A 14,535-nucleotide genomic window follows, 5' to 3' on the forward strand; every position below is an offset into this window, starting at 1 on the left:
ATCTCCTATTAACAACAAGAATTTTTAGCTGCCTCATTTGAAGTCGTACAACAAGATGACTCTTCTATTTTGTGAACATCACTATCTGCTTTCGTATAAAAGAACTCCCACTCATTCCCATCAGGATCCGTTACCCAAAACTTATCTTGCACCGCATAGCAACAAGTCGTATCCATCTCATCACGCGCAAAGAAACCTTCTTTTTCTAATCTTTCTTTATGTAATGTAATCTCTTCAGCTATATCCACTTGGAAACCGAAATGATTTACCTGATTTCCCTTCACTTCATCTCGTACGTTCAGCGTGAAATTAAGACCTGGGTTTTCTAATAAAAATTTTGCATAATCTACTTTCACCTTAACTGGTGATACACCGAATACCTTTTCATAAAATTCAATAGACTTCTCTAAATTCGTAACGTTTATACCAACGTGAACATATCTCATAGCTTATTCCTCCTATATATATGTTATTAATCAATTTTTTTTGATTAATAGTGCAAAATTTTAACAGCAGCTACCTTTGCCTGTTTTTCTAAAGATACAACATAATTCTTCTGATAATAAATTGTTTACTTCCGCATCATTTAAATCATAATAACTCCACGTACCTTTTGTTTCTTTTACAATTAAACCTGCATCTAATAGAATCTTTAAATGATAGGACAACTTAGATTGCGTCATTTCAAAAATCTCTGTTAAATCACATACACAAGTCTGGCCTCGCTGGCAAAGTTCATACATAATCTCTAAACGCTTCTGATCCGCTAATGCTTTGAATTTTTTCTCATAGAGCTGAAAATCTTGTGCCACTGTAGTTCACTCTCCCTTCATCAATTTTTTTTGATATTTATAGTATATACGCTGTTTAGTTCTTTATGCAACTAATTCATCAAATTTTTTTGATTTATTAAAAAAACTTCCTCGCATCATATCTTTTTACAACTTAATAGTTAAAATATTTCCGAGGAATGGAGTCTCTATAACTGTTTTAAATTTTAATTTGACCATTATAGAGTAGTGCCCCATCAAGCTAAGAAAAACAAATACCTCCAAATGAAAAAAATCAATATAACTCTTCGGCAAATAAAGATAACTCTTGTTTTTGGTGCATATTCATAAAAAGCACGTCACCCTTTCTCAGTAACATAAGAGAATAGTAACGTGCTTTTAATTTCAAAAACAGTCTAAATCCTTAAGTTGATGGTTGTGAGGTGGGACCCCAATAAGAACGGTATCTAAGGTTGTATGAGAGGTGCTAGTTCCATTCTAAAGACCTCAGCCGACGATTAACTCAAGTACCTGTTTCGGATGACCCCCATGTGATGAAGTTCGTGTCCTGCGATGCCGTACGCGAGAGCGCGCGCCGTAATGCTTAGGTTGTTGGCTGTGCCCTTGCGGGTCCATGCCTCCGCCGGTAGCCCGCGCAGCAATGTGATCGTTGCTTGCCGTACGGCCCGGTAGTCTTCGGCCAATTGCGCCGTTGTCCAGCTTCCGAAAGGAGGCAGGAACAATTCCTGATCGAAACCGGTCAGAGGCGTCTGATCCCCTCTTGCGAACCGGAGCAGGCGGTAGGTCATGACGCGTTCCGCGTCTGCAATGTGGCCCACGACTTCTTTCAGCGTCCATTTTCCTTCCGCATACCGATATGCGGCCTGGCTTTCGGTCAACGATGCCAGGAGCTCAGTCATTTGCTTTTCCTGGGCAAGCAGAATGTCGATGATGTTACCGTCCGGCACCAAACGGATATATTCGCCGGAGTTCCCGGCGTATTCTTCTTCTGACGGTCTTTGATTCATGCGTAGTCACCTCTTTATGTAGATATAGAAAATTATAGCACTCGTCTATGTCTAATCAATTCGCGAAATGATAGAACTTCCCTTCTAATAATTGAGGATAAGCAACTATTTAGTCGGTCGGTCGCCACACTATCCTGATTCGTTAGCACAATAAGCAATGCTAATCAATAATGCATAAAATTATCTGTTATACAATATTTCGAAGTTATTAATATATAAAGGTAACACCTTCTTTTTTTAATTTAAAGATGAATTTTCAATTATATTTTGAAATGAACCGAAGTAAAACACACTAGTCTAACTACTTTTTTATAAACATCGTAACATTATTTCCCACCCATATTGCCATCAATTTGAGAAATGTATTCTTCTCAAAAATGAAAATCGACCTAAGATCCTATGGACAACTATGAAAGGATGAAATTTTCGTTTTGGGGATATTTCAGCAGTATAGCTTGATAGGTATGGGGTAGGGCCCCAAACAGTACGATTTTATTTCAAAGACACAACGATCTTACTACACACTTTTTATTTATCTCACACTCTCATCTGCTAGTATTACTATTTTTTATTACTAATGTTGCCGTTTCACTCGGATGGCTAAGAGGAAAATGATGGCCATATGGAACAAAATCAACCTTACCAAGATGCGATGGAGCAGAATAGTCTCTGTCATAATCCCCCCAAATAATGTGAAGATTATACTTTGTTACTTCATTGAAATCACCTTGATCGTTTTTCAGTAGTAAACTGTTAAGCTGAACCGTAGTATTTAAAATTCTAGGAGAAGTAAAACTGTTACTTATTTTTTCAATATAATTTTCAGGGATACTCTCCATACTTTCAAACAAACCATTACTTAATAAATAACGCCCTATCAAATTAGTAGTTGCCAATTTTAATGTCCATTTGTTCATAAATTGAGGAACATTTAGCGATTTAGCATTTTTTTTAGCAACAGGTGGCTGAAGTAAAGTGATTGAATACTTCTTATCTATGTACTCTTGTACCAATGCTTCCAGAAGAATAAACGCACCAAATGAATGGCCAATTAGATGTGCACCATTAGTAGCTTTCTCCAATAACTTTTTCACTACATTCAAATAGATATCTAGAAGATTTTTCTCTTGTTTAAAAGGAGAACGTCCCAAACCTGGAAGATCCACGATCCATACAGGTTGACCAGTTTTTTCATGAAGCTCTTGTGCTAAAGGAAATAAATCCTCTCCATCACTCAATAAACCATGTAATAAAATAAACGGTTTACCCTCTCCTTGTAATTGGTAAAGGGTCGTGTTATCGCATAATGTTCGTTTAAATAAATGATTATGCTGGCCATTTTGATACATCATTCGATAATCCAGATCAGCTACTACGGCAGGGAAAAATTTCATTACACTCGTCTTCTTAAACCAATCTCTTCCCATAATTTTTTTCGCTGAAACATTTGAAAATTTTCGTTTTGTAATAAAATTCAGTCCATCAGAAGGAATTTTTGTTATTTTACTTACTCCACTATTCATAATTGCTTTCATAAGTGGCATTGGGACAGAGATTCTTGGTGCCCTCATATTCATACTTTCCGACATAATACTTAATAATTCAGCAATGTTCTGATCGTGCTGTTTGTCTTCAACAAGTGTATATGTTTGAATAGTCGGTTGCTCCAATTTGAAAACCTGCACAATAAACTTCGCAAGCTCATCGTTTGAAATAAGTGGTAACCTATATCCCTTACCTCCAGGAATCACTGGCATGAGCCCTCTTCGCATACTCATCACAAGCAAACCTAATCCTGCTATCTGCTCTGTGCTCCCTGTTTTACTACTACCGACTACAGTTGGCGGATTAATTACAGAAAGCGGATAACCTACTGCTGATGCCTGGTGACGAATATAAAGATCTGCTAAAAATTTTGTTCTCTCATATGGATTTTTTATTTTCAAATAATTGTTTCCTTCTTTAAACACATCAATTGCAATCTTGCTATTTTTATCATCAAAGGGACTCATATAACCTACAACATGAATAAATTGTTGCAAGCCCTTCAATTGATGAATGCTTTTAGCTAATTCACTAATGTGTTTGGCGCCATTTAAAAATACGGAAGCTGCCTCTTTACTTGTCGCTTGAATATCCATGGGGCCTCCTGCGTGAATAATCACATCCGTTTTCAATACCCTCTCCTTATCTTCAGCACTTAGACCTAAATCTATTTTCGTCAAATCACCTTCAATAAAGTGCATAACTGCCTTTTTTAAGATGCCTCTTTCTTGAAAAAGGCGTATTGCTTTACTTTTCGACCTTACTAAAAGAAGAATTTTAACATCCTCTTTGGCTAATTCTTTCACTAATTGCTTTCCAATAAAGCCTGTTCCACCAATTAAAAATACTGTTCTCATATAAGATCTCCTTTTTAGTACTAATCAGTACTAATTTAATGTAAAAAAAATGCTTCTTTTATCGAAGCAATTTTAAAAAATGATCTGCTGTTTTCGTGATTACAGTTGCATCTTTCAATGTTTCTGAAATAAATAACGCTCCTTCAAGATTTGTAATAAAAAGTGATGCAACCTCATCAATATTAATCGTATTTCTGAATTCTCCATTCTCTACCCCTTGTTTAAGTAATAGAGAAACTTTCTTTTGTAATCCTATAAAAAAAAGACCTATTTTTTCTTTTATTTGCGTGGCCTGTGTAGGACTTTGAATATAAAGAGTAATAAATGGACAGCTCCCCTTATACTCTCTCGACTGAACTCCTTGTGATAATTGCTTTAAAAACAGTTGGATACGATCTTCAACTAAAAATTGGTTCTGAGAAAGTACGTCATCAATTGCAGATTGATACATTTCAATCCAATAATCAACGACCCCTTCTAATAATACTTCCTTATTAGAAAAGTGATAATACACATTAGACTTTGAAACTTTGCTTACACGTACTAATTCATCCATACTTGTATAAGCAAACCCTTTTTCTAAAAATAATGTTGCAGCTACTTCAATCACACGTTTTTGATTCATTAATTTTACCTTTGTCATAACTAGAACTATATAGTACTAATTTAAATATTGCAAGTATTTATGTTAATTTAGAAAAAAGTTTGATTAAAAAAGTTCCACTAACATTGATTTTACTGCAAAAAAATCTTATTTTGAATAAAGTTGAACTGAACCCCGAAATTGTTAATTCACTATCGTCTAATAGGGGTCACCATACATACCCATCAAATAAAGTGAAACTTTAATCAGTGGGGGGCTTCATCCCCCACTGATTATTAGTTGAACCAATCGGACTTTTATGGGCAGCCCGACCCCCACCTAACTTCTTTGCTTTCGCTGAATTTTGAGGTGGGGGTCTTACTGCCCATTCAAGCGGGATAAAATTTAAGGTTCATAGCGATGTGACGGTACTCCTATTAAAAACATTTCTCCTTCTAAAGTAGACAGTACTTGCAATCTTAGTACGAATCACAGTTGAATTCATGTTACTTAATCGTACCCATTCCGCCAATTTTAATCTTAACCTTGACGTTTACATCGCCTTTTGCTAATTCGTTACCCCAATCATTTTGTATTTTTTTCCATTCCGAATATGTGTATGTTCTTGCATATCCTCCAAGCCCAATAGGATCAATTTTGGCGATTTGTATTTTTTGTATTAATTGCTTGAAATCAGCTTCCAACTTAGTTTCAATCGCCTTTTGTAATTTTGCTGCGTCCTTTCTAGTGTTAAACGAAAAAAGTCGTTCTGTAATACCGATTCTCATCTTTACATCTACATTAAATATAAAATGATCATCATATCTTGCCTTTGTCTTTACTTTAATACCATAGGCAGTAAAACTTATCAAATCTTTATCTTTACTATCTGAATTTAGCTTAATTGGAACTGTAAATGGTAACTCTCCTGCAGTTCCTTGTTGCAAAATGCGTAAGAGTTTGTTTTCATCAGGTTTCAGCGTTAATTTATATTTTCCTTTTTCATCTAATAAAGCTGTACCTGTCACCCATATCTTATTCTTTTTTTTCACTTCAGTAATATTTGCTGTTAGCCCTTTGTCTGCTCTTTGCTCATATAGTTCTTGAAGAGTTGTTTTTACTGTGATATTTCTTAAAAAAGCGGTATCAACTAGTTTTGTTAAATATATAGGAAGTCGCGGTTTATCTTTTGGACTATAGAAGATGACGTCTGAAACAGGTCCATCTACAGCGACAACCCTTGCGGTAACTGTATTTTTGGGATCACGGTAAAATGGATCAAGGTAAATTTCCCAGTTTTTTTGTTTCAGTAGCCTTTTTCCAACTAAAATAACCTGTGTTTTACTTCCGGCGGTAAGTGCCATAACCGTAGCATCAAATTGGTCTCTTGCTTTTCGAACCGTAGCAGATTTCACACCAGTAGTTTCTTCTTTTATTTTTGCTTCTTTATTGAAAACAGGGCTTGATATATACACTAATAAATTATCATTACGATCTAAATCGATACCAAGAATAAGAGTAAGAGAAACATCTTCAACATTTCTTTGATCGAAGCATCCAGTCATCAAGAACACCAATAACCAAAGACAACATAGTACTTTTCTTTTCAATGTATTCTCCTCCGGCGAAACTTCTCATATAGACAGCAATACAACCATAAAATAATAGGTAATATATATGTTAATCCTAATCCAATATTCGATAATACCTGTTGCCAAATTTCAGATTCATTCCAACTAGGATGAGTCCAAAATGTGAATCCGATAATAAGCAATAAGAGAACAACTACATGAGAGCTGTGATCTTGTTTTCTAAGTAATTGGCTAGAACAAAATACCGAACAGTATAGGGCAGGGATCCATGATGTGGAAACAATGGTTAAGTAAACAGCCAATAAAATCATGTCAAAACGTTCTAAAAAACGAAATTCAATTACTTTCAGTAAATTTATTACTGGTTGATTATATTGCGTAATGCTATCAGGGCTAAAATAGGCAAAGCAAACAATAGTAGCAAATAAATAAAATAACATCGTTAAGGTGTTTGCTATAACCATTCCATGGACTGCATACTGTTTTTTTTGTAAAAATGGATATAAAAAGAAAGCAACATCAAACCCTAAATAAGCATAAACAGTGCTTGGTACAGCGGTTAATATCGGTTTCCATCCTTCTTTTAAAAGCGGAAAGAAGGGCATCCAACTTCCATTCCCTATAAGAGGAATTAAAAAAAATATCGGAATCCAAAGCGCCATATAAAAAAAAAGTTCGGCGTATCGTCCTAAAATACTAGGACCGTTACGTGCAACAAAATAGGTAGGAATCGAAAACAAAAAGATAACGATATAGTCAGGCGTTTTCGGGAGAAGCCATCCCTTAAGGTAAAGCATAGCATTTATAAGAACGATACAAGAATAAAAAGCGAAGTACATCATGTAAATAACAACAAATGCTCTCCCTACTATTTTTCCAAACAATCGTATAAGAATATCGTAAATCGTATCCTCAGGATATCTTGCAGCTATTTTCACTATAAATACACCTGATATTGTGGAGAATATCCAGCCAATCAATATAGCTATCCATCCATCTGTTCCAGCCTTTTCTGCAAGCACACGTGGAATTGATAGAACACCAGTTCCTACCTGCACTCCATTGATTAAAATAATATACTGCATAAGAGTGATTTCATTATAGGCATACTTTTTCATAATTTCACCTTTTATTACGATTCTTTCCTTGTCGAATAGATTGAATGGTTCCATTCCCCTTAGGACGCCTTCTTATTGTCCATAAAGGAAAGCGTATAAAAACATCTTTCATATCTGCAAAACGAAATGGTGCTAATGGTGTTCCGTAAGAAGTACCTAGCGATTTAAGACTACTTAGATGCCCAATTAAAGTCATCCACCCGATAACAAGTCCTACAATTCCAAATAAGGCAGCTGCTAGCATCATTGGAAAGCGTAAAAGTCTTACTGCCGCTCCCATATCATAGTTAGGGATAACAAAAGAAGAGATGGCGGTAACAGCAACAACAATAATCATAATATTGCTTACAATTCCCGCCTGAACAGCCGCCTGGCCAATGACAATACCACCTACAATTCCAACTGTCTGACCAATCGGAGTAGGTATCCGTAAAGCCCCTTCTCTCATCGTTTCCAATGTTATTTCCATGAGTAATGCTTCCATAACTGGAGAAAAGGGTACGCGCGTTCTTGATTCAGCAATAGATAAATATAGCTCTACAGGAATAACTTCAAAATTAAAGGAAATAAACGCAACATAACTCGCCGGCAGAAATAAGGCAACCATAAAGGCGATAAAACGAAGCAACCGAATAGACGAAGCAACTAACCACCTTGTACCGTAATCATCAACTCCTTGAAAAAAGGAAATAAAATTTGTTGGAGTAATTAATACATTAGGTGAATGATCCATTACAGTTACAAATCTGCCCTGTAAAATGTGAGATACAGCCAAATCAGGTCTTTCAGTTAATATAAATTGCGGAAACGGTGAGTAAGGGTGATCTTCAATGAATTCTATAAGTTCGCCATTACTAGTCACAGCGTCGATTATAATATTTTGAATTCGTGTTTCTAATTCCTTCAGCACATCTTCAGAAGCTACATCTTTCAAATATAAAATAGAAATTTTGGTTTTGCTTCGTACACCAATTACTATTTCTTTTATCGCTAATTCACGATGAGGAATATATCTTCGAATCATTGCGATATTTTGACTTCCAGTTTCTATGAATGCTTGATGTGCACCCTTTAGAGCTATTTCGTTATGTGCATCTTCAACACTTCTTTGTGGCCATCCTTTTGTATCCAATTGATGTGCTGTTGTTCGACTGTGGATTAATAAAACACTATCTCCCCCATAAATAGCATTTTCAATCTGACTCAATGTATTAATAATTTTAATTTGTCCTAATGGAATTGGAAGTTCTGTATTGGTATCAAAATCACTATTCATCAAAGGACTTAGGACATGATTCTGAATCAATTCTTTATCTGTTAATCCAGACAAATATACTAAAGCTGCTTCTAATCCATCTACTGTTATTTGAAACCGCCGAATTACTAAATCAGGCGCTTGACGAAATATATTCTGAATATCAGCTATGTTTTTGGTTAAATCAGCGTCTAAGAGGGCGTCTTCAATATTTTTTTCCTGAAAATGAGTATTGTCTAGTATTGGAAATGACTTAGGACTATCTCTATATTTTAAACGCCTCAAAAATTTAGCCATGATTCTCTCACTTTCTATGTACTTTTTATAGTATGTTTAGTATGCATATATTAAGAAAAAATATCCTACTAACTAGAGAGGTAACATTAGAATTATTACTATAAATTTTCGGGTGCATATTTCATAAAAATCAAGTTCAAAAATAGTCCTTTAAGTTGATGGATGTGTGGTACTACCAAGCTAGTAATGTGGTGCTCCCCCATCGCTATCAAGCTAAGCTCATGTAACGTCAATGATAAGCGAGATTGTTTCTTTTTTTCGAAAGTCTATATGTAGGTGCTTTAAAGATTTGCATACGAAATAAACCCTAACGGGTTTCCTTTTTTGAATTAAGCCGCTTGATTATCAGACATGGTACAATTGTAAACGACACCTAATATATCAAAGACTGTTTTCTTCACATATCGATGAGATTTTCGCCCGTTTTGCTGTAGAAGATTGAATAGGCGATATAGAACCTTTGATAGTTCTTGGGTGTCTTTCTGTATAGCTTGGAAAAGAAGAAGAAAATAATCTCTAATCATATATATGGCCTTATACTCACTCAGTTCTCGTTTCTTTTTCATAAGAAGTAATTGACGCATTTGAAACATGATAGAAGAACAGAGTAGAATGGCAATCAATTGTCCATACAAATGGCACTCCCATCTTTCTGGTTTTATCTTTTTACACTGATGAATTTGAAAGAATGACTTCCACGTTTTAAATAAAATTTCGATTTGCCAGCGTAAAGAATACCAATCATGTACTTGTCCCATCGGGACAATGTCTGTAGGTGTGTTTGTCATATATACATTGATGCCACTGAGTCGTTTACTACGAGTAGAATACTTCATTCCTTTCTTTTTTTCTCTTACAGTTTGATCTTGTAATCGTTTTTTTTGTTGTTCTTTGGTTAGTCGATGAACAATCACACGGGTTGGTACTTTATCAGTCATTCCTACATAAGCGTTGGATATTTCACATGTTTATCCTGGTTGAAGAGAGTTAGTTCATTAAGACCTCCATATCTATCTGTATATACTCTGTACCTTTCTTGATTCTTCCATCTTGAAAATAATCAGGAGTGGGATTTTTTTGATAAATACGTGTATTTGATTTAATACGAGAGATATAGTAAGCCTTTTTATCTTGTATATGTTGAAGATCTTTCAAGTGAAAATAACCTAAATCACGGATACATAAATCATTCGCTGTCACAGTTGGGGCACATAGAGAACCATAGGTTCGATCATGTTGTTTACCTGGGCCTGTATGAATATGTAGGAACTGTCCACTTAATAAATCATACTCAAGCTGAATCTTCACCCCAGCTGTATGGCTGCATCCTCCTGCACCTTGATAAACAGATGAAAATACATCGGGAAGTTGAAAGGCAGTTGAATCTAGGATACGAATACGTTTGAAAATAGAAGCGTATGGAGAAGTGAGCATCTTAGTTGAAGATAACTTTTGGTTGAGAAGTTCGGCTAACACTTGTTGTAGGAATTGCACGGCTTTGGCATTAAATCGTTGATGCTTCTAAACAGCTACATAAATGAGTTAAAGAGGTTTTAGCGACTTTTTGACTGATCCATACACATAAAGCGACTAAATCTTTTGCTTGGTACTTACTGGTTCTTTGCACAAAACCAACATTTCTAGCAAGATCTCGTAAGAAATTTGGAGATAAGAAGTTTTGAATTTCTTGAGCAAATAGTTGTAATTCATCAGATACAGAAATAGACATACAAAAACGCCATCCTTTCCTTTGATTCTACAGAAAGAATAGCGTATTTTTTCATTTTAGGGGGGATTTTATTTTGTTAGCTTGATAGCGATGTGACTCTACCCCTATATGGTCTTTTGTGAGAGTGATGGCAATCTTACATGTCAGAACGAGCGTCGCCTTTGATAGCAAGAAGTCCACTGGCGTTAGCCGGCTTGCCCCTTTAGAGGTCGGAGTGTCAATTCTTCTGTATATATTTGAAAAGATTGGCCTTTTTTTGCTGTTTACCTAACTGGGATACTATCAGGTCCCTCTAAGGGCCATTTCTCTTTCTATACTGTCTTTCTCAATGATTTTACATAACGTACTGTAATTAAAATCATACCAATGGTAAATGCAACTATTGATACCAATAATATAGCAATAGATAATATACCTTGATCAACTAATTCTATAGACTTGAATGGTAAAGACCATAAATATCCAAATCCCCACTTTGCTTCTGAAAAAAGAAATAAACCGATTAAAGATAGGATTATATTAACAAATGTAAAAGTGATAGATGTTTTTATAAATAAGAATAATAGGAGTTGCACTATTATAAGAGGAAATGTCGCAACAACAGAAATTAAAAATACTTTAATCATAAATTCTAAAGGAAATGGATCTGTAAAATCAAAATACATTCCTGATACATACAAGCTCATTAAAACTATTAAGTGTATTGCAGAAAATAATAACACACTAGATACAAATTTAGATAAAACAATTTTAAAATTAGTATTTGGAGATAGATGCATTATTTTCCAATTGGTTTTGTTTTCAAACTGACACAAGAAGGCTGTTACCATCCCTGAAATGACAGGGAGAAAAAAACCAACATAGAAAAAAGATATAAACATCCATACGCCCATCCATGAATTATCCAAACCGTGATTATACTCTCCTACCACGAATTTAGTATACATAATCATTGAATATATAGTCGGACAAAGTGCTAAGATGAAAAATGTAATTTGTTGTGGGTGTTTTCTTATTTTTATCCAATCGGAATAAATTAAATTTATCATTTGAGATCTCCTTTGTTAGTTTTTATTATCCATTTTAATAAATAAGATGTATCCAATTCCTAAAATAAGAATAGTAATAGGAATTCCTGCTAGCATGTACCATTTATCGTATGACCATAACGTATTAAAAACATCTAGATTATTCACATAATTGATTGGAAAATATAAGATTTGATATGAAATAGGAAACCACCAAAGCTTAGTTGAGCTTAATATATCGCCGAAAAGATACGAAGCTAGAGCTAGTGCAACGATCACTGATTGATTCGATACATTAATGGATATAATGAACGCCAAAGCGCAAAATGGGATGCTAATAAGAAATGGATATAACGTAAAAACAAACACATGCTGCATGGAAACCGCATCTAAAGAAACACCTAAACCTGGAAGTAATAACACTGTACAAATCATATGTATTACGGTTGTAATAATAAGAGCAACCACAACAACAAGGAACTTATTTATATACACACTAAATTTCTGTACTGGATACGTAAATGTTCTTTTCCACGTAGAATTTTTATATTCAACATTGTTTACACTAGCTATAATAAACACCATAAAAAAGTTTAATATGTATTTTAAAATTTGCAAGTTTATACCGAATATAGTTTCTAATTTAATAGTATGAGAATTACTATAGTAATTTAGTCCAGCAAATTCACCTAATGCAAGTATAATAGGTCCTAAGATAACCAAAAACCAAAAATGACTTTTTCTATATTTTATATACTCAGTGGCTAATACATTTCTCATACACTTACAGCACCTTGTTCAACAATATCTAAATATGCTTCCTCTAAATTTTGCTTTTTGGTTTGGAAAGATTGAATAAAAATCTGATTCGTTACTAATAGTTGTTGAATATCATTCAGTGATTTTTCATCGTTATATTCAATACTAAAGATGTTATTATTTACATTGAATGTATAATTGGATTGTTCAAGTAATTTATCAGTAAGAGTCATATTATTAACACTAATTTCAACAATATTTAATGATTGTTTATTTTGTAAAGAAGATAATAAACCTTGGTACTTTATTTCTCCATGATGAATAATCCCGATATGATCAGCCATTTGTTCCACTTCACTTAAAATATGACTTGAAAGGATTATGGTAGAATTAAACATTTTTGGAGCTTTTTTTATTAATTCTTTCACTTCATAAACTCCCTGTGGATCTAAGCCATTAGTAGGTTCATCTAATATTAATAATTCAGGGTTATTTATGAAAGCAGCAGCTAATCCTAAACGTTGTTTCATACCAAGAGAATATTTTTTAAAAGCACGATTTCGATCCTCATATAGTTTAAATAAATTCAAAAGTTCTTTTATATGTTCTTTATCATGAACATTTTTCATTTTAGAAGCAATTAACAAGTTTTCGTATCCAGATAAATGCTCGTAAAAGGTTGGAGCTTCAATTAATGAACCTGTTTTAGATAAGATTTCTATTCTATTCTTTTGTATATCCATTCCCAATACTTCTACAGTTCCCTCATCAGCCCCTATCAATCCTAAAATGATTTTAAAAAATGTAGATTTACCAGCGCCATTTGGGCCTAATAATCCAAATATTTCACCCTTTTTTATAGTTAAATCAATCCCTTTTAAAACATGTTTGTCTTTATATTTTTTATGCAAACCTTTAATGTTTAAAACTTGATTATTCATCATATCAACCACCTGACGTTAGAATTTTAAATCAATTACACGACTCTGGAGGCACATCTCCAGCACCCGCTATTTTTTTCAATTCATCTTCATCGATTGCACCAATTAATTTTTTTGTATCAAATTCTTGATTACGTAATTTAGCTAATTTTTCATTTTTAGACATAGTAACCATATTTTTCGGAATGTTAAGAAAATAAATATTAGAGTACTTCAAATTTCATTAACAAAGGTTGGTGACGGGTTTAGATGTTATAGAAGGTAATTTATGTTGCCTTCTATCTCCAACATCACCAACCTTTTTTATTCCTTTAATATAAAGCTGTCTGTTTAATCCATTGTAAGACGATTAAAGGTATCATTATTTTCTTGAAATCAAATGATAGCTGAATTTGCTCTTCTAACTCTCCATGTATCTGCAATTGCTTTTGTAAGGCTAACATACACTCTGTAGTTCGGTCCTGTAACTTTGGATACATAAATTCTTTTGAATGCTGAATGCTTTCGCTTTGGTTTATCATATATCCAATAGCTATAGGTCCTTTTTCTTCACCTATTCCAACCTTAAATTCTTGAATATTGATGCCTTTTAAATGAATAAAATAATCATTATAAAAATCTATTGCATAAGCACCTGGGGTAGATATACCAGTTACAATATTCGGTTGAAAAACAAATAGAATAGGTGCCAAAGCTGTAAATATTTGATTGTGAAATGCTTCATATAGAATTTGTGCTAAGGTATTAATATGAATAAATGGTTGAGCTAGACTAATCGATTCTTTTTGGGATGCTTGTTTAATCAATTGCTGTTTGTAAACATGATATGGCAATACGTCTTGTTCATTTAAAAAGTTTTTTAAACGTTGATTATTTTTCCCACCAAGATCCAAATGATAATTTATATTGTTTATCATATCTATAGAACTTTTTGTCTCTAGCATCAGATTAACCACCTCCTTGCTGTCTAACTTTCTGTACCTAAAATATACGTGTTAATTTATGTTAATAACAAGTAGTAAAATTCAGTTAA

General features: G+C 33.9%; 12 protein-coding genes and 2 pseudogenes. All 14 read right to left on the bottom strand.

Annotation, left to right across the window (positions count from 1 at the left end; all coding sequences use genetic code 11):
- Positions 1-8 precede the first annotated feature (8 nt).
- The 14 genes and pseudogenes from J0835_RS15270 to J0835_RS15335 all read right to left on the bottom strand — a co-directional run bounded on the left by J0835_RS15270 (position 9) and on the right by J0835_RS15335 (position 14,446).
- Positions 9-446 (bottom strand): ArsI/CadI family heavy metal resistance metalloenzyme, encoded by a 438-nt coding sequence (locus J0835_RS15270; protein ID WP_087981157.1) that lies wholly within the window; start codon positions 444-446, stop codon positions 9-11.
- 60 nt (positions 447-506) lie between these two features.
- Positions 507-812, bottom strand: a complete 306-nt coding sequence (arsR, locus tag J0835_RS15275; RefSeq protein ID WP_000046014.1) for an arsenical resistance operon transcriptional regulator ArsR — start codon at positions 810-812, stop codon at positions 507-509.
- A 476-nt stretch (positions 813-1,288) separates the two neighbouring features.
- Positions 1,289-1,798 carry a DinB family protein gene (locus tag J0835_RS15280; protein WP_087981158.1) on the bottom strand — a complete coding sequence of 170 codons (510 nt, stop codon included), beginning with the start codon at positions 1,796-1,798 and terminating at the stop codon, positions 1,289-1,291.
- A 545-nt stretch (positions 1,799-2,343) separates the two neighbouring features.
- The gene (locus tag J0835_RS15285) at positions 2,344-4,200 is read right to left on the bottom strand and encodes an alpha/beta fold hydrolase (RefSeq protein WP_087981159.1); all 1,857 of its coding nucleotides are present in this window, start codon (positions 4,198-4,200) and stop codon (positions 2,344-2,346) included.
- Positions 4,201-4,258: 58 nt separating this feature from the next.
- Positions 4,259-4,825 (bottom strand): TetR/AcrR family transcriptional regulator, encoded by a 567-nt coding sequence (locus J0835_RS15290; RefSeq protein ID WP_016087243.1) that lies wholly within the window; start codon positions 4,823-4,825, stop codon positions 4,259-4,261.
- 464 nt (positions 4,826-5,289) lie between these two features.
- Positions 5,290-6,393 carry a Ger(x)C family spore germination protein gene (locus J0835_RS15295; protein WP_087981160.1) on the bottom strand — a complete coding sequence of 368 codons (1,104 nt, stop codon included), beginning with the start codon at positions 6,391-6,393 and terminating at the stop codon, positions 5,290-5,292.
- On the bottom strand, positions 6,390-7,493 hold the full coding sequence (locus J0835_RS15300; RefSeq protein ID WP_087981558.1) for a GerAB/ArcD/ProY family transporter: 1,104 nt from the start codon (positions 7,491-7,493) through the stop codon (positions 6,390-6,392). Before J0835_RS15300 ends, J0835_RS15295 begins: the two co-directional genes overlap by 4 nt.
- Positions 7,494-7,497: 4 nt before the next feature.
- A complete protein-coding gene (locus tag J0835_RS15305) occupies positions 7,498-9,045 on the bottom strand; it encodes a spore germination protein (protein WP_087981161.1) in 1,548 nt (515 codons plus the stop codon).
- Between the two features lie 329 nt (positions 9,046-9,374).
- Positions 9,375-10,774, bottom strand: a pseudogene (locus J0835_RS15310) (IS4 family transposase).
- A 311-nt stretch (positions 10,775-11,085) separates the two neighbouring features.
- Positions 11,086-11,823 carry an ABC transporter permease gene (locus J0835_RS15315; RefSeq protein ID WP_087981162.1) on the bottom strand — a complete coding sequence of 246 codons (738 nt, stop codon included), beginning with the start codon at positions 11,821-11,823 and terminating at the stop codon, positions 11,086-11,088.
- A 15-nt stretch (positions 11,824-11,838) separates the two neighbouring features.
- Positions 11,839-12,582: an ABC transporter permease gene (locus tag J0835_RS15320; RefSeq protein WP_087981163.1), complete on the bottom strand. Its 744-nt coding sequence runs from the start codon at positions 12,580-12,582 to the stop codon at positions 11,839-11,841.
- Positions 12,579-13,505: an ABC transporter ATP-binding protein gene (locus J0835_RS15325; protein WP_087981164.1), complete on the bottom strand. Its 927-nt coding sequence runs from the start codon at positions 13,503-13,505 to the stop codon at positions 12,579-12,581. The genes J0835_RS15320 and J0835_RS15325 overlap by 4 nt, the downstream gene beginning before the upstream one ends.
- 37 nt (positions 13,506-13,542) lie before the next feature.
- A pseudogene (locus J0835_RS15330) lies at positions 13,543-13,668 on the bottom strand (class II lanthipeptide, LchA2/BrtA2 family); the annotation flags it as partial.
- 145 nt (positions 13,669-13,813) lie between these two features.
- Positions 13,814-14,446, bottom strand: coding sequence for a hypothetical protein (locus J0835_RS15335; protein WP_087981165.1), 633 nt, complete (start codon positions 14,444-14,446; stop codon positions 13,814-13,816).
- Between the last annotated feature and the right edge of the window lie 89 nt (positions 14,447-14,535).

Source organism: Bacillus cereus group sp. Sample62 (assembly GCF_036851315.1).
In the GTDB taxonomy this organism is placed as follows: domain Bacteria; phylum Bacillota; class Bacilli; order Bacillales; family Bacillaceae_G; genus Bacillus_A; species Bacillus_A wiedmannii.